Source organism: Enterobacter sp. AG326, assembly GCF_004362415.1.
GTDB classification, from domain to species: Bacteria; Pseudomonadota; Gammaproteobacteria; order Enterobacterales; family Enterobacteriaceae; genus Enterobacter; species Enterobacter asburiae.
The window spans coordinates 296,821-312,433 of record NZ_SNXG01000002.1 but is presented as its reverse complement, the minus strand read 5'-3'; the positions used below and the strand labels follow the sequence as shown (position 1 = coordinate 312,433).

Genomic DNA, 15,613 nt, shown 5'->3' with positions numbered 1-15,613 from the left:
ACCCGCCCCTCAGCCATCGCGAATGTGGTGTTCCTGTCCGTTTCTTGCCCAATCCTCTTAATTTATCCGCGCGGGGCGTCGCCAAAGACGCTGTAGTTCGGTAACTGCACCTGCTGATACGGCTCCCAGCCGCCGCCGAGGGCCTTGTAGAGCGCCACCAGATCGAGCGCGCTCTGCACCTGCGCCTGTGCGCGCTGCTGCTGGGCCTGCGCCAGCTGACGCTGGGCGTCCAGCACGTCAATAAAGCTGGCGATCCCCTGCCGGTAGCTATCGCTCGCTAAATCAAAGGCGTTTTGCAGGGCGTCGATCGTTTTTGCGAGACCCGCTTCACGTTGCTGGTCGGTGCGATAGCTCACCAGCGCGTTTTCCACATCGCCGAGCGCAGTCAGCACCGTCTGGCGATAGTCCAGCACCGCCGCCCCCTGCTGCGCGCGCGCCACCTTCACGCTGGAGACCAGTCGACCGCCCTGGAAGATGGGAATAGAGACCTGCGGGCCGAAGCTGTAGAAGTGGCTGCTCCAGTCGGTCAGCCAGTTGGTTTCGCTGTTGCGCAGGCCAAACTGCCCGGAGAGCGTAAAGCTCGGGAACAGCTCCGCCACCGAGACGCCGATTTGCGCCGTCGCGGCGTGGAGGTTCGCCTCCGCTTCGCGCACGTCCGGACGGCGTCGCGCCAGCGTGGACGGAATGCCCGTTTGCACAATATCCGGCAGGGCCGGCATCGGCTGCACGCTTTGCAATTCCGCATCCAGCGCCCCCGGTGGCTTGCCGAGCAGGATCGCCAGGCCGTTCATCGCCTGCCGCTCCTGCGCCTGATATTGCGGAAGCTGGGCCTCAAGGTTGCCTAACTGCGCCCGGGCGTTTTCCACATCCATCTGCGGTGACAGCCCGCCGCGCTGGCGGCTTTCGGTGAGATCCAGCGTTTGCTGCGCGCTTTTAATCTGGGTGTTCAGCGTGGCGATAATGCTCTGTGCCCCGCGCAGCTGGAGCCACGCGCGCGCCACTTCAGCCTCCAGCGACACCAGCGCGTCGTTACGCTGCTCGATGGCGGCTTTCTGCTGCGCTTCGGCGGCTTCCACCTGACGACGCACCTTGCCCCACAGGTCGATTTCCCACTGGGCGTCGAAGCTGCCCTGGTAGAGGTTAATCGGCTGCGTCAGCGGCCCCAGCGCGCCCTTCAGGTTTGGATCGATACTATCCACCTAGTCATACACGCCATGGGATTTCAGCTCTCCTTCCAGGCCAAGCTGCTGGCGCGTCGCCTGCAGATTGCCGTTCACCGACGGATAAAACGCCCCGCCCGCCTGGTTAATCTGCTCTCGCGCCCCGGCGATGCGCAGCACCGTCTGCTGCAGCGTCAGGTTTCCGGCGATGGCGCGCTCAACCAGGCTGTCGAGCTGCGGCGAGCCGAAGGTCTTCCACCAGCGCGGGTTAGTCGCGGCGGAGGTGGTTTGCGATTTCACCGCGCTGTCGCCCTTATCGTTCCAGTGCGTAACGGCGGGCGGCGCAGGCTGCTGGTAGTCCGGCCCGACGGCGCAGCCCGCCAGCAGCATCATTATCATCAGGGGGTGTAAACGTCTGTGTATCATCAATGTGCTCCTGCACTCCCCTCGCTCTTAACCGGCGAGAGCAACAAACAAAACGGAATCAGTAACAAGGCCACCGCGCTCAGAATGGTGAAGACGTCGATGTAGGCCAGGAAGCGCGACTGCTCGATCATCGTCTGGTACATGCGTCCGGTGGCGATGCCGGTAGGGTCGCCCACCTGGGTAGTGAAGTTCTGAATCGCCTGGGCGCTTTCGCGTATCGCCTGCTGGAACTGCTCGTTAAGCGGCGAGGCGTGGTACGCCAGATGCGCGCTGTGCGCCTGCGCGCGTTCGGTGATGGCCGCCGTCGAAAGGGATATGCCAATAGAGCCCGCTACGTTGCGGAACATGGTAAACAGCGCCGCCGCATCGGCATTCAGCCGCCTCGGTATCGAGATAAACGCAATAGTCGTGAGCGGCACAAACAGGAACCCCAGCCCTATCGACTGGGCGCTGCGGAACAGCACCAGCGTTTCGAAGTCGATATCCGGCGTCAGCGTGCGCGACCAGAAGAACGACACCGCCAGACAGGTAAAGCCAAAGGCGATGATCCAGCGCGTCTGCACCACCGGCATCAGCTTCAGCACCAGCGGAATGGTTAACACGATCAGCACCGCGCCGGGCGACAGCACCAGCCCCGACCAGGTAGCGGTGTAGCCCAGGTCCTGCTGCGCCAGCTGCGGGATCACCACCGAGCTGCCGTATAAAATCATCGCCATCCCCGCCATCAGCAGGCTGGAGATGGCAAAGTTGCGGTCCTTCATGCAGTGCAGATCCACCACCGGCTTTCTGGCATAAACCAGCCAGTAGATGGCGCCGATAATGCCGACAAGAGTCAACACGCCGAAGGTGCGGATAAAGTTCGAGTAGAACCAGTCCTCATCTTCTCCCCGGTCGAGCATCACCTGCAGACAGCCCAGCCCCAGCGCGATCAGGCCGATCCCCATCCAGTCGATAGTCAGCTTCTCTTTTGATTTACTCTCCCACGGCGGATCTTCCAGCAGCTGGTAGATCGCCAGCACCGTCACAATCCCCACCGGAATGTTAATAAAGAACACCCAGCGCCAGGAATAGTTGTCGGTGATCCAGCCGCCCAGCGTCGGGCCGAGCACCGGCGCAACGATAATCGCAATGGAGGACAGACCAAACGCTTTGCCCCTGTCTTCGGGTTTGAAGTAGTCGAGCAGCACCGACTGCTGCGTGGGCTGCAGCCCGCCGCCAAAGAAACCCTGCATCACGCGGAACAGGATGATCTGCCACAGCTCGGTGGCAATCCCGCACAGGAACGAGCAGACGGTGAACATGACGATGCAAATCAGGAAGAACTGCTTGCGGCCAAACACCCGGCTCAGAAACGCCGAGATGGGCAGCACGATACCGTTCGCGACCAGATAGCTGGTTAACACCCAGGTCGATTCGTCATAGCTGGACGAGAGCGAGCCTGCCACGTGGGGGAGCGCCACGTTGACGATGGTAGTGTCCAGAATTTCCATAAACACCGCCAGGGTGACGACAATCGCCACCGCCCACGGATTGCTGGCGGGTTTCCAGCTGTCGTGGCTGTGATCCGTCATTCCACCGTCACCTTCGGTGCAACCGACAGCCCCAGCGGCAGCGGTTTGTTTGGATCCAGGCCCTTATCAATCACGATTTTGACCGGCACGCGCTGCACAATTTTGACAAAGTTACCGGTGGCATTTTCTGCCGGGAAGGCGGAGAAGCGCGAGCCGCTGCCCTGCTGGATACTGTCTACGTGCCCCTCAAGCTCCATATCCGGCCACGCGTCGACGGACACGGTGACCTTGTCGCCCGGCTTCATGCGCTCGAGCTGCGACTCTTTAAAGTTCGCGACCACCCACACGTTCGGGGAAACCAGCGAGAACAGCGCCGTTCCCGCCTGCACCAGCGTACCGGGCTGCACGTTGCGCTTGGTGACAACGCCGTCGAACGGGGCGCGGACTTCGGTATAGGAGAGATTAAGGTTGGCCGTTTCCAGCTGCGCTTTAGCCTGATCGACCTGACGCTCGCGCGCTTCGACGTTGGTTTCCTGCTGGCGAATCTGCAGCTGAACCTGCTCTGCCACTTCCAGCTGCGCCTGAGCGCTGGCCAGCCCTGCCTGTGCGCTACGCAGTTGAGCGTTCGCGGAATCGATGCTTTGCTGGGTGGTCGCGCGCGGGTCGACGCCGCGCTGGCGACGGTACTCTGCCTGCGCGTTCGCCAGATCGGCCTGCGCTTTCAGCACCTGCGCTTTGGCTTCGTCACGCTGGGCGGGATACTGGACTTTTGAAAGCGCCAGCTGCGCTTGGGCCTGATGCAGCTGCGCGATAGCCAGCCCAAGCTGGGCCTGAGCCTGATCGCGCTGCGCGGCGGTGTCCCGCGGATCGATAACCACCAGCAGATCGCCCTTTTTCACGCGCTGGTTATCGCGCACGCGCAGCTCGGTAACGTAGCCCGCCGTTTTGGGGGCAATCGTCACCACGTCGCCATCGGTAAAGGCGTCGTCGGTCGTCTCTTCGTTACGGGTTAAAAACCACCAGACCAGCGCCACGACCACCATTACCACCACGACAATGCCGAGGATAATTAATGGTTTCTTGCCCGGGCGCTTACGCTCATTATTGTTTTTGTCCTGCTCGTCAGCAGGCGGGTTTTGATCTTCAGCCATAGTTCAGCAACGGTCCTGTCAGTGAGCGGCATCACACTATGCCGTTCACTAAAGCTAGGACGTTGCTATACGTTTGCCAGGAAAAACTGACAAATTGCGCACTATATGAGAAGGAATATTCCGAAACCGATCGCCGCGGCCCAAACCAGCATCGGAATCGACCAGACGTGGAAACGCCACCAGATACGACGGTCGTTGGCCATGCGCAGGGCAATCAGGTTTGCCAGCGAGCCGGGCAGCAGCCCAAACCCGCCGATGTTGACCGCCCAGGCCAGAAGCGTATCGGGCGGAACATAGTTGAGCAGGAGAATGGTGGACGGTACGTTGCTGATAAACTGCGACAGGCCAATCGCCGTCAGCCACAGTCCCGGCTGAGACAGCGTGCTGACGCTGTGCAGAACGTTCTGCAGTACCGGAAGCTGGATAAGGAGATGCACATCAATAAACATCGCCATAAAGACCAGCAGCAGCGTCCAGTCCACGCTCACCAGCACGCGACGCGCCAGGACGACAAACCCCGCAGCAACGAGCAGGACGCCCGCCAGCTCATACTTCAGCTCCAGCGCGAACAGAAAGACGATGTATAACCCGAGACAGCTCCACACCAGGCGCGGCTGCCACTGCGGGCCGGTTGTGCCGCTGTGGTACTGCAGCTTTTTATCCGGAAACGCGAACCAGCATACCGCCAGCAGCGACAGCATCATCACCAGCGCCAGAGGGGCCATCTGCCAGGTAAAGGCGGCGAACGACAGCCCGGACCGTCCCCACAGAAGGATATTTTGCGGGTTGCCAATTGGCGTCAGAAGCGAGCCTGCATTGACGGCTAGCGCTTCAAAGATGATCAGCCGGCTGACCGGGATCTCGCAAAGCTTACGCAGCGTGAGCGTGAGGGGCACGATGATAAACAGCGCCACATCGTTGGTCAGAAACGTCGACAGCACCGCGGCGGAGAACACCATAAACAGGGACAGCCTGCGCTCGGTGGCAAAGCGGCGCACCATTTTACGGCCAAGGACGTCAAAGTAGCCGCTCAGCTCGACCCCTTTGGTGAGCATCATCAGGCCGCTCAGGGTAATAATGGTGCGCCAGTCAATTGCGGCGGGCCAGGCATGTGGCGCAAACGGCACAAAGAGGCTTAACGCTGCGCCAATGATTAATAAGAGATGGAAGAAACGATCGCGTGCCAGGGCCTGCAGTCCGGGGATTTTCATTCAGCGGAGGAACCATATTTAAGGGTAAATTCGCGAAACTTCACCAGCGTCTCTTCGCTCACGTGGTGTTCCATTCCTTCCGCATCCCGGCGGGCGATCTCCGGGCTGACGCCCAGCACCAGTAAAAAATTCTCGACAAGCTGATGGCGCTCGCGGCTCTCCTGCGCGAGTTTCTCCCCTTCCGGCGTCAGAAAAACACCGCGCCAGGGGATCATTTCAATTAAGCCCACGGAGGCCAGCCGTTTTAACATTTTAGCGACAGTTGGCTGTGAAACCCCCAGCCTGGCGGCCATATCGACCTGGCGCGCTTCACCAACCTCACGGATCAGATCGGAAATGAGTTCAACATAATCATCAATCAGTTCACGCCGGTGCGCTTCACGGACCTGGCGAAAACCTTCGACATGTTCTTCAACATTCACCAGTTGCGTCGTTTTCCTTATTGTCGGATGACCTGCGCGACGGTTCATTGTACTTCCTCAGTGGGGTGACGCTTCCAGCGCCCGGTTTGGAGAGCGCACATTGTAAACCATAGCTCCGCAAGCACAAAAAATTAACGAAATAGCCGTAGCTATACAATATAGCCTGTGCTATATCTGTATGTAATGCAGTCACCCTTCACGGATCGAAGGGATCAAAACTCAGGAGGTCTTATGAACGAATTCAAGAGGTGCATGACCGTGTTTACCCACTCTCCCTTTAAAGTGCGCTTAATGCTGTTGAACATGCTGTGCGATATGTTTAACAACAAACCGCATCAGGACGACAAACCTTCCCACTAAGCGGCGTTGCGGTACGCCGCTTCATTTTCCCGTCACAATCTCGCTGTAAACTGGCTTCCAGCCGCCTTATTCCCGATCTTTTTTACGGATTTGTAATCCCCTTCGCAAAACATCTGCTTAGCAACTGTTGATATTATTTAGCGCTCGCACTATCTTCTTGCAGCCCTGCACAATTTGCGGCTCGCTGAAGCGGACCCTCATTCCCTCTCCACGCACTGTCAGGCAGGTTATGACCCTTGACGCCAGGGTGAGCACATGGCGTTTTCATCCATGATAGTGACCTATGAATGTAACCCTGATAGATACCGTTGTGACCCGCAGCCGGGCCTTAAGCCCGTGGACGGGTTTTTACTTTTTGCAGTCATTACTGATTAACTTTGCGCTGGGTTATCCCTTTAGTCTGCTCTACGCGGTGGCGTTCACCTGCGTTCTGCATGTGCTGTGGCGATCCGCACCGCGCGTGCAAAAAGCGTTAATCGGGATCTGCTCGCTGGTCGCTGCACTCTATTTCCCGTTTGGCCAGGCTTACGGCGCGCCAAACTTTAATACCCTGCTGGCGCTGCACTCGACCAATATGGAAGAGTCAACGGAGATCCTGACGATCTTCCCGTGGTACAGCTACGTGGTCGGGATCTTTATCTTCGCGTTGGGCGTTATCGCCATCCGCCGTCAGCCGGGCGAGAAAAAATCCTGGGGTAAGATCGAAATACTCTGTCTGGTGTTCAGCGTTGCCGTGGCGTTTGTCGCCCCCATCCAGAATATTCCCTGGGACGGTAAGCTCAGGCTCACCAATATTGGCTATCCGGTTTTTCGCTTCGTGAAAGACGTCGTTGTCAATAATAAAGAGGTTCTCGACGAACAGGCGCGCATGGCGGAGCTTTCCAATATGAAAGACACCTGGAACGTGCTGGCCGTTAAGCCGAAGTATCACACCTATGTGGTGGTGATTGGGGAAAGTGCACGTCGCGATGCAATGGGAGCCTTCGGCGGACACTGGGATAACACACCGTTTGCCAGTTCGGTCAAAGGCATGCTGTTTACCGATTATGTCGCGGCCAGCGGCTCGACGCAGAAATCGCTCGGCCTGACGCTTAACCGGGTCGTCGACGGCAAACCTCAGTATCAGGATAATTTTGTCACCCTGGCAAACCGCGCGGGTTATCAGACCTGGTGGTTCTCCAATCAGGGGCAAATTGGCGAATATGATACGGCCATCGCCAGTATCGCCAAACGTGCCGACGAAGTGCAGTTCCTGAAGAACGGCGACTTTGAAGCCGACAAAAATACTAAAGACGAAGCGCTGTTGAAAATGACGGCACAGGTGTTCGCCACGCCGCGCACCCAGCCTCAGCTGATCGTCCTGCACCTGATGGGGTCGCACCCGCAGGCCTGCGATCGGACCGGTGGAAAGTACGCGGAGTTCGTGCAGTCCAAAGAGACGTCTTGCTATCTCTACACTATGACGCAAACCGACGACCTGCTGAGCAAGCTGTACGATCAGCTACGCAATACGGGCGATAGCTTCTCCATGGTCTATTTCTCGGATCACGGGCTGGCGTTTAAAGAGCGCGGTAAAGAGGTGCAGTACCTGGCGCACGATGACAAGTTCCAGCAGAACTTCCAGGTGCCGTTTATGGTGCTGTCGAGTGATGATAAAACGCATCGCGTGATTAAAGCGCGCCGTTCGGCAAATGATTTCCTGCAGTTCTTCTCGCAGTGGACGGGGATTAAGGCCGAGCAGATAAAAACGGCTTACCCGTTTGTCTCTAACAAGAAAGCTCCCCCAGTGTACGTTACCAACTTCAAGTTACAGAAAGTTGACTACAACCATCTGGGTACGGATATTTTCGATATTAAGAGTAAGTAGCGGTCTGATGCCCTCACCCTGACCCTCTCCCACGGGGAGAGGGAAAAAGACAAAAAAAAATCCGCCACATTGGGCGGATTTTTTATTAGCTCACCGGAGTGATTAGAAGCGGTAACCTACGCCCGCGATCCAGGTGCCAACGTCAACGTTGCGGATACGGCTCTGCTCATAGGAGAAGTCCAGAGCAACGTCCTGAATTGGGTTGAACTGCAGGCCTGCGCCATAGGAGAAACCGTAGTCGCTGTTGCTTGCAGTGCGGCTTTCGCTCTGGTTTTCAGTCTGCTGGAATTTACCGTAGCCAACACCTACAACACCGTAGATGCTCGCCCAGTCATTCAGACGGTAAGCTGGACCAGCGGTGATACCGTAGTACTGGCCTTTGTTGTATGCGCCGTTTTCAGAACGATCTTTCTCGGTGTAGGTGAAAGAACCGATCACGCCCAGTGGGTTGTTGTCCTGCTCGTAGCGATACTTCAGGTTGAAACCGTTAGCTTTGTTCATCACGCCCTGATAGTCGCTCTGAGCGTAACCACCAGTAACAGTAGAAGTAGCAGCTACAGCGGTACCTGCGGAAACAGCCAGTACAGCGGCCAGTGCTGAAAGACATGCAATTTTTTTCATAACCACCTCAAATGTGCTTCAAGTAAGTCCGTAAGTTTTAAATATATCAAAAAAATTTGCGAAACTCTTTGTGATTCGTGATGTCTAATGAAACCTTTCCTGTAACAGAACGTTTCCAGCATCAGCTATCTCTTTCAAATCACATGCAATTTTCACTACTAAATGCGAATATTGCGCGCAAGCGCCGTTACATTCATCCAGATTATTCCTAATCTATCAGGCGATAAATCCACCAGCGCTTAATCATTTTACGGATTTAACGCAGTTTTTTTTCAACAGCGCCTCAACCGTTGCCGCTTATTTCCTTTACACTGCAACCTTTACCTCATTTGACATAAGCTGACAGGAGAAAGGATGCCTGGGTTATCCCGCACGTCGTCGGTCTGGTTGCCGGTCGCAGTCATACTCATTGCCATGTTGTCCATTCAAAGCGGTGCTTCGCTTGCAAAATCACTTTTTCCGCTGGTCGGTGCGCCTGGGGTGACTGCCCTGCGTATCGTGCTGGGCACGGCGATACTGGTGGTCATTTTCAAACCCTGGCGTCTGCGCTTCAAAAAGGAGCAGCGTTTACCCCTGCTATTTTATGGACTTTCCCTCGGGGCAATGAACTATCTGTTCTACCTCTCTATTCAGACGATACCGCTGGGGATCGCCGTCGCGCTGGAGTTTACCGGCCCGCTGGCGGTGGCGCTTTTCTCCTCGCGACGTCCGGTCGATTTTATCTGGGTCGTGTTAGCCGTTCTGGGCTTATGGTTCCTGCTGCCGCTGGGCCAGAGCGTCGCTGAGATTGATCTGACGGGCGCAGCCCTGGCGCTGGGTGCTGGTGCCTGCTGGGCGGTCTATATACTCACGGGACAGCGTGCAGGAGAAGAGCACGGTCCGGCGACCGTCGCGTTGGGGTCACTGATCGCTGCTATCGTCTTTGTGCCCATCGGCATGGCGCAGGCAACCGAATCTATCTGGCAATGGTCGGTCATGCCCATAGGACTGGCGGTCGCGATTCTCTCTACCGCACTCCCCTACTCTCTGGAGATGATTGCCCTTACGCGTCTGCCGACGCGCATATTTGGCACGCTGATGAGCATGGAGCCTGCGCTAGCCGCCATTTCCGGAATGGTGTTTCTCGGCGAAACCCTCACGTTGACCCAGACGCTGGCGCTCTGCTCGATTATCGCGGCATCAATGGGCTCGACGCTCACCATGCGCCCGGAACCTAAAGTTGAGAAAGTGGATATCAGCTAAGGCCATATATTCTGCATGGCTTCCACGCCATGCAGAATAAAGGCCAGAAAGACAGACGTTATAATTTCTTACACACTTTGCGCTATTTTCGAAATATCCCTCTGCGTTTACATCCCCATCCAGCAATTAAGATTGATCTGTATCAATTTAAAAATTATATATTAATTTCAATAAGTTAAAATCTCAATCGCCTTCTCGCTATTAAACCGATAGGCACAGCCAAACCGCAGGCAAAAAATCCGGTGCTATACTTAGTTCCGTAATTACCTGGGACATAAACATCAAGAGGATATGAGATTATGAGTACCGCTAAACTGGTGAAAACGAAAGCGTCTAATCTGCTTTATACCCGTAACGATGTATCGGATAGCGACAAAAAGGCGACCATTGAGTTGCTGAATCGCCAGGTGATCCAGTTCATCGATCTTTCGCTGATCACCAAACAGGCCCACTGGAATATGCGCGGTGCAAACTTTATTGCCGTTCATGAAATGCTGGATGGCTTCCGCACAGCACTGGTTACCCACCTCGATACGATGGCTGAACGTGCCGTTCAGCTGGGCGGCGTGGCGCTTGGCACCACGCAGGTGATCAACAGCAAAACGCCACTGAAGAGTTATCCGCTGGATATCCATACCGTTCAGGATCACCTGAAAGAGCTGGCGGACCGCTACGCGATTGTGGCCAATGACGTGCGCAAAGCGATTGGCGAAGCCAAAGACGAAGATACCGCAGATATTTTCACCGCCGCGTCCCGCGACCTGGATCAGTTCCTGTGGTTTATCGAATCTAACATCGAGTAATTCATATAATTGCTCTATTAAACCCTCGCCATGACGCGATGCCGTTCACATAAGCGGAGCCGCACTGTGTTTCACTGAATAAAGGGTTTTTGATATCTTAACCGCCCGCGGCCTTCATGGTCGGGGGCGTTTTATTATGAACAACGCTTCCAGATTTCCACGCAGATGTTCCTGCTTTTTCGAGATGGTTCCTGGTGACGCTCTATTTCCAGCACTAGCCTGTCCGTCGCTATAAGCAAGTACGCGATCTTGAGCAAGGTGTTAACGTCGGGTCGAGGATAAAAAAACGGCAGAGCGCATAATCGCTCTGCCGCCAAACGCTAATGCTTAATTTTTCGGCGAAAAAAGAGAGCAAGACATATGATAAAAATCATATTTTCAATGAATGTTAAAAAAGCAGCCTCGCTGTTGGCCCTTCACGCGCCCGAACAGACGAGGAAGCTTGCTGCCCTTACTGTTCAACGATCGAAATAACATTCCCGGTTCGCAGATCTACCCGCGCAGAGACAGTCTCTTTGACTACGCCACCAAAGGCGTTGGTGCCACGGAATGTGGTATCTATCATGGCATGCGGATCGTCGGTCAGAACCAGATGATACCGTGTGGAGAGGTGTTTGTAGGAAGAATCATCATGCATGTCGGCTTTGATCATGGCCTCTAACGGACGATAAGCCCCGTTCCAACCGCTAAAATTATCCTGGAATGTATCGAAGTTGATGCGTTTTGCCAGCATCTCAGGACTGGAACGGTATTCAGTGACACACCAGTTCGCTATCACGCCAAACGGTGTATCACCCTGCGTGGTGTAGCTGTTCTGGCTCACGCAGGCATAAAACCCCTCTTCTGACGCGACGGGCACCTGACGATATGCCATATAAGCAGCCACAATCTTGTGTCGCGTATCCTTACGCTCCCTACGATACTCGGTAAGGGTTTTATCGGCATATTTGAAAGGCGGCGGGGAGACATCCGCATTTTGCGGCTGATCCTGTTTTTTCACGACGGCCGGACTGCGGTCGGCCGGTAGCAGGATGGCATTGATTACGCAGAGGCCCAGAAAACCGCCCAGATAAACGGCACTGGATTGCTTACGACCGGGCATTTTGACAAGCGAGGGTTTAATCAGGCCAATAATAAAGGCCACAAACAAAATAAATGCGATTAAAGAAAGAAAAGTGCTCATCGTTATCCTTTTGACTGTATATATCCATTAAAAAACAATGCCATATTATCAGAAAATAAGATCTAATTAGGGAGTAATTCACTCTTATGCGCCAGCACCGGAAGAGACGTGGCGGTCGTCTTCATTCTGCCGGCAGGATTCTTTCTTCGCATCCGCTCGCTGACCTCTCCGCGTCTGAAGCAGATCATCCTGTAAATACCGTGTACACAATCGCCTTTCAAGAAGTGCAGTTATCCCGGGTATGCAATATGATAGATGATTCATTTTGCAGTGACTTCAATCCGATGCAGGCCAAATGCATCGGTCTTCTTAAAGGGAGTTTTTTGATGAAAGAAAATAAACACGTCAGCAAATTCGAAGCAAACCATCTCAATCCTGGTGAAGCCGTTCTGCAGTGGGGAGAAGGCTATATCGGCAAAGTGATGGGACAGGGTAAGGACAAACAGCACAACGGTGTACTGATCGTTACGGGCCAGCGAGTGGCATTCTACCGTAAAGGTTTTCTCGGCGAGGTGATTGAGACTATCCCGTTAAAATCCATTACGTCGATTGAACGCAAGTCCACGCTGGGTCACCGGGTCATTCGGATCCATACTTCCCACGACGATCTGGAATTTAAGATGTTCAGCAAGGATGCAGAACTCGCCCTGATTGAGGCGATTGAAGCTGGCCGCGGAGTGAAGACGGAAACACCAATAGCCGAACCGGCTATGACCCACCAGGATCCCTATGAGCAGCTCAAAAAGCTTTCCGAACTCAAAGAGAGCGGGATCATTTCGGAAGAAGAATTCCAGGCCAAAAAAAGCAAATTAATGGAGCTGATTTAACGTTCCTCCCTCCGGGTTAACAGGGGAAATTATTGGATTCCGCAGCCAATTCACCGTAGAACGGTTTTTGCTATCTTAATCGCCCTCGGCCTTGCTGGTCGGGGGCGTTTGTTGCCTCACGCCGTAATAGCGGTCCGCGGGAGCGATGTCAGCACCATTTTCTCCACACCGTGCACCTCACAAGATATCCCTCGGACATATCAGTACTCTGGCAGTGAAGGTTTCTCTTTCAGTGCCTGTTTTGACACTTTCAATTTCAGCTGCCTGTCACCTGTGCCATTGGTGAGGGTTTTGCACATCTATGGTGCACAGTTTTTGCCTGCACACCTGCAAAAGTGAACGAAATGTAATAATCACCTCACACAACCGTTAACGGAAGATTGTTTTTTCGTCAGAATTTACGCTAAATATCTCCCCGTCAGTTGTGCCAAACGAAGCGCACCAAAACGGTGCTCCAGTTTGGTGCAACAAAGCCTCATTGCCCCATTAATTGTGCAATGCATGACATCATCCCCTTTGCAAAACAAGAGCTTGTAAAGTTGGCACGATTCTTTCATTGTGCCACCTGTTCTCGCAGGGGATCGCCCCGTGGATATAAAAGGAAATGCTATGAAGTCTGTATTAAAAGTTTCACTGGCTGCACTTACCCTGGCTTTTGCAGTGTCTTCTCAGGCTGCCGACAAACTGGTTGTGGCGACCGATACGGCGTTCGTTCCGTTTGAATTCAAACAGGGTGATAAATACGTTGGTTTTGATGTGGATCTGTGGGCCGCTGTCGCAAAAGAACTCAAGCTGGATTACACCCTGAAGCCTATGGACTTCAGCGGCATCATCCCGGCCCTGCAAACCAAAAACGTTGATCTGGCACTGGCAGGCATCACCATTACCGATGAACGTAAAAAAGCGATCGACTTCTCTGACGGCTACTATAAAAGCGGCCTGCTGGTCATGGTCAAAGCCGATAATAACGACGTAAAAAGCGTGAAAGATCTCGACGGCAAAGTGGTGGCAGTGAAGAGCGGCACCGGTTCTGTTGATTACGCGAAAGCAAATATCAAAACCAAAGACCTGCGTCAGTTCCCTAACATCGACAACGCGTACATGGAACTCGGCACCAACCGTGCTGACGCTGTTCTGCACGACACGCCTAACATCCTGTACTTCATCAAGACAGCCGGTAATGGCAAGTTCAAAGCCGTTGGCGAGTCTCTGGAAGCGCAGCAGTACGGTATCGCATTCCCGAAAGGCAGCGACGACCTGCGCACGAAAGTTAACGGCGCGCTGAAAACGCTGAAAGAGAACGGCACCTATAACGAAATCTACAAAAAATGGTTCGGTACCGAGCCTAAATAATAAGACGTAAAAATGACGTTCACTCGGGGGCGACCTTTCGCCCCTGCTATTTTTGAAACACGGTAACAGTAACAGGAAATTATCATGCAGTTTGACTGGAGCGCCATCTGGCCTGCCATTCCTATCTTGCTTGAAGGCGCTAAAATGACCCTCTGGATTTCGGTCCTGGGTCTGGTTGGTGGGTTGATTATCGGTCTTGTCGCCGGTTTCGCCCGCACCTACGGCGGCTGGATCGCAAACCACATCGCACTGGTTTTCATCGAAGTGATCCGCGGCACCCCAATTGTCGTGCAGGTCATGTTCATCTACTTCGCCCTGCCTATGGCGTTCACCGACCTGCGCATCGACCCGTTCAGCGCGGCCGTCGTCACCATTATGATCAACTCAGGCGCCTACATTGCGGAAATCACCCGCGGTGCGGTGCTGTCGATTCATAAAGGTTTCAGTGAAGCCGGTCTGGCGCTAGGTCTTTCTCGTCGCGAAACGATCCGCCACGTTATTCTGCCGCTGGCGCTGCGTCGCATGCTGCCGCCGCTCGGTAACCAGTGGATCATCAGCATTAAAGATACCTCGCTGTTCATTGTTATCGGCGTGGCAGAGCTGACCCGTCAGGGGCAGGAGATCATTGCTGGCAACTTCCGCGCGCTGGAAATCTGGAGTGCGGTAGCCGTTGTCTACCTGATCATTACTCTGGTTCTGAGCTTCGTTCTGCGTCGTCTTGAAAGAAGGATGAAAATCCTGTGATTGAATTTAAAAACGTTTCCAAGCACTTTGGCCCAACCCAGGTGCTGCACAATATCGATCTGAACATTAAGCAGGGTGAAGTGGTGGTGATTATTGGGCCATCCGGCTCCGGTAAATCCACCCTGCTGCGCTGCATCAACAAGCTGGAAGAGATCACCAGCGGCGATCTGATCGTCGACGGCCTGAAGGTAAACGACCCAAAAGTGGACGACCGTCTGATTCGTCAGGAAGCGGGCATGGTGTTCCAGCAGTTCTACCTGTTCCCGCACCTGACGGCGCTGGAAAACGTGATGTTTGGCCCACTGCGCGTGCGCGGTGCCAGCAAAGCGGCGGCGGAAGCGCTGGCAAAAGATCTGCTGGCGAAAGTCGGCCTGGCAGAACGTGCGCACCACTACCCTTCCGAGCTGTCCGGTGGTCAACAGCAGCGTGTGGCGATTGCCCGCGCCCTGGCGGTCAAACCGAAAATGATGCTGTTTGATGAGCCGACGTCCGCACTCGACCCGGAGCTGCGTCACGAGGTGCTGAAGGTCATGCAGGATCTGGCGGAAGAAGGGATGACGATGGTTATCGTGACCCACGAAATCGGCTTTGCTGAAAAAGTGGCGTCCCGCCTGATCTTTATTGATAAAGGCCGCATCGCGGAAGACGGTAACCCGCAGGAGCTGATCGCGAACCCGCCGAGCCAGCGTTTGCAGGAGTTCCTGCAGCACGTCTCCTGATCGTTCGCTTCAA

14 protein-coding genes and 3 pseudogenes are annotated in these 15,613 nt (G+C 54.7%); 8 read left to right on the top strand and 9 right to left on the bottom strand.

Translation table 11 applies throughout. The features are described from left to right. Positions 1-62: 62 nt before the first annotated feature. From DFO52_RS08480 to mntR, 5 genes and pseudogenes are all read right to left on the bottom strand, one after another. A pseudogene (locus tag DFO52_RS08480) lies at positions 63-1,586 on the bottom strand (efflux transporter outer membrane subunit). Next, on the bottom strand, positions 1,586-3,157 hold the full coding sequence (locus DFO52_RS08475; RefSeq protein ID WP_133550086.1) for a DHA2 family efflux MFS transporter permease subunit: 1,572 nt from the start codon (positions 3,155-3,157) through the stop codon (positions 1,586-1,588). The pseudogene DFO52_RS08480 and the gene DFO52_RS08475 overlap by 1 nt, the downstream one beginning before the upstream one ends. Further along, a complete protein-coding gene (locus DFO52_RS08470; RefSeq protein WP_029740611.1) occupies positions 3,154-4,248 on the bottom strand; it encodes an HlyD family secretion protein in 1,095 nt (364 codons plus the stop codon). The genes DFO52_RS08475 and DFO52_RS08470 overlap by 4 nt, the downstream gene beginning before the upstream one ends. A 101-nt stretch (positions 4,249-4,349) precedes the next feature. Then, positions 4,350-5,459, bottom strand: a complete 1,110-nt coding sequence (locus DFO52_RS08465; RefSeq protein ID WP_048976792.1) for an anion transporter — start codon at positions 5,457-5,459, stop codon at positions 4,350-4,352. Continuing rightward, on the bottom strand, positions 5,456-5,929 hold the full coding sequence (gene mntR, locus DFO52_RS08460) for a manganese-binding transcriptional regulator MntR (protein WP_029740613.1): 474 nt from the start codon (positions 5,927-5,929) through the stop codon (positions 5,456-5,458). Before mntR ends, DFO52_RS08465 begins: the two co-directional genes overlap by 4 nt. A 183-nt stretch (positions 5,930-6,112) precedes the next feature. Here mntR and mntS point away from each other — a divergent pair, with 183 nt between their 5' ends. Further along, positions 6,113-6,241, top strand: a complete 129-nt coding sequence (gene mntS, locus DFO52_RS08455) for a manganase accumulation protein MntS (protein ID WP_014831181.1) — start codon at positions 6,113-6,115, stop codon at positions 6,239-6,241. A 283-nt stretch (positions 6,242-6,524) separates the two neighbouring features. After that, entirely contained in the window at positions 6,525-8,108 is a 1,584-nt protein-coding gene (locus DFO52_RS08450) for a phosphoethanolamine transferase (protein WP_133550084.1), read from the top strand. 102 nt (positions 8,109-8,210) lie between these two features. On the opposite strand, the gene ompX is transcribed toward DFO52_RS08450, so the two are convergent. Next, on the bottom strand, positions 8,211-8,729 hold the full coding sequence (ompX, locus tag DFO52_RS08445) for an outer membrane protein OmpX (RefSeq protein WP_023310884.1): 519 nt from the start codon (positions 8,727-8,729) through the stop codon (positions 8,211-8,213). A 354-nt stretch (positions 8,730-9,083) separates the two neighbouring features. On the opposite strand from ompX, the gene rhtA reads away from it, so the two are divergent. Both rhtA and dps read left to right on the top strand, forming a co-directional pair. Beyond that, positions 9,084-9,971, top strand: a complete 888-nt coding sequence (rhtA, locus tag DFO52_RS08440) for a threonine/homoserine exporter RhtA (protein WP_023334998.1) — start codon at positions 9,084-9,086, stop codon at positions 9,969-9,971. 299 nt (positions 9,972-10,270) lie between these two features. Further along, complete coding sequence (dps, locus tag DFO52_RS08435; protein WP_010428924.1) at positions 10,271-10,774, top strand: DNA starvation/stationary phase protection protein Dps; 504 nt, start codon at positions 10,271-10,273, stop codon at positions 10,772-10,774. 45 nt (positions 10,775-10,819) lie between these two features. Here the strand turns inward: dps and DFO52_RS23285 are convergent. Next, positions 10,820-11,025, bottom strand: a pseudogene (locus tag DFO52_RS23285) (IS4 family transposase); the annotation flags it as partial. A gap of 200 nt (positions 11,026-11,225) precedes the next feature. Beyond that, positions 11,226-11,957: a hypothetical protein gene (locus DFO52_RS08430; protein WP_054830170.1), complete on the bottom strand. Its 732-nt coding sequence runs from the start codon at positions 11,955-11,957 to the stop codon at positions 11,226-11,228. Between the two features lie 326 nt (positions 11,958-12,283). Between DFO52_RS08430 and DFO52_RS08425 the strand changes: the two genes are divergently transcribed. After that, complete coding sequence (locus DFO52_RS08425; RefSeq protein ID WP_029740617.1) at positions 12,284-12,784, top strand: SHOCT domain-containing protein; 501 nt, start codon at positions 12,284-12,286, stop codon at positions 12,782-12,784. A 126-nt stretch (positions 12,785-12,910) separates the two neighbouring features. Here the strand turns inward: DFO52_RS08425 and DFO52_RS23280 are convergent. Continuing rightward, positions 12,911-13,077: pseudogene (locus DFO52_RS23280) on the bottom strand (IS4 family transposase); the annotation flags it as partial. A 316-nt stretch (positions 13,078-13,393) separates the two neighbouring features. On the opposite strand from DFO52_RS23280, the gene glnH reads away from it, so the two are divergent. The 3 genes from glnH (at position 13,394) to glnQ (ending at position 15,600) form a co-directional block, all read left to right on the top strand. Then, positions 13,394-14,137, top strand: a complete 744-nt coding sequence (glnH, locus tag DFO52_RS08415) for a glutamine ABC transporter substrate-binding protein GlnH (RefSeq protein WP_023310880.1) — start codon at positions 13,394-13,396, stop codon at positions 14,135-14,137. An 84-nt stretch (positions 14,138-14,221) separates the two neighbouring features. Further along, positions 14,222-14,881, top strand: coding sequence for a glutamine ABC transporter permease GlnP (gene glnP, locus DFO52_RS08410; protein ID WP_014169254.1), 660 nt, complete (start codon positions 14,222-14,224; stop codon positions 14,879-14,881). Beyond that, on the top strand, positions 14,878-15,600 hold the full coding sequence (glnQ, locus tag DFO52_RS08405) for a glutamine ABC transporter ATP-binding protein GlnQ (RefSeq protein ID WP_023310879.1): 723 nt from the start codon (positions 14,878-14,880) through the stop codon (positions 15,598-15,600). Before glnP ends, glnQ begins: the two co-directional genes overlap by 4 nt. Positions 15,601-15,613: the final 13 nt, after the last annotated feature.

Bases quoted from the DNA above. Each gene is read 5' to 3' on its own strand.
- DFO52_RS08475 (WP_133550086.1), bottom strand. From the start codon at position 3,157: ATGACGGATCACAGCCACGACAGCTGGAAACCCGCCAGCAATCCGTGG.
- DFO52_RS08470 (WP_029740611.1), bottom strand. From the start codon at position 4,248: ATGGCTGAAGATCAAAACCCGCCTGCTGACGAGCAGGACAAAAACAAT.
- DFO52_RS08465 (WP_048976792.1), bottom strand. From the start codon at position 5,459: ATGAAAATCCCCGGACTGCAGGCCCTGGCACGCGATCGTTTCTTCCAT.
- mntR (WP_029740613.1), bottom strand. From the start codon at position 5,929: ATGAACCGTCGCGCAGGTCATCCGACAATAAGGAAAACGACGCAACTG.
- mntS (WP_014831181.1), top strand. From the start codon at position 6,113: ATGAACGAATTCAAGAGGTGCATGACCGTGTTTACCCACTCTCCCTTT.
- DFO52_RS08450 (WP_133550084.1), top strand. From the start codon at position 6,525: ATGAATGTAACCCTGATAGATACCGTTGTGACCCGCAGCCGGGCCTTA.
- ompX (WP_023310884.1), bottom strand. From the start codon at position 8,729: ATGAAAAAAATTGCATGTCTTTCAGCACTGGCCGCTGTACTGGCTGTT.
- rhtA (WP_023334998.1), top strand. From the start codon at position 9,084: ATGCCTGGGTTATCCCGCACGTCGTCGGTCTGGTTGCCGGTCGCAGTC.
- dps (WP_010428924.1), top strand. From the start codon at position 10,271: ATGAGTACCGCTAAACTGGTGAAAACGAAAGCGTCTAATCTGCTTTAT.
- DFO52_RS08430 (WP_054830170.1), bottom strand. From the start codon at position 11,957: ATGAGCACTTTTCTTTCTTTAATCGCATTTATTTTGTTTGTGGCCTTT.
- DFO52_RS08425 (WP_029740617.1), top strand. From the start codon at position 12,284: ATGAAAGAAAATAAACACGTCAGCAAATTCGAAGCAAACCATCTCAAT.
- glnH (WP_023310880.1), top strand. From the start codon at position 13,394: ATGAAGTCTGTATTAAAAGTTTCACTGGCTGCACTTACCCTGGCTTTT.
- glnP (WP_014169254.1), top strand. From the start codon at position 14,222: ATGCAGTTTGACTGGAGCGCCATCTGGCCTGCCATTCCTATCTTGCTT.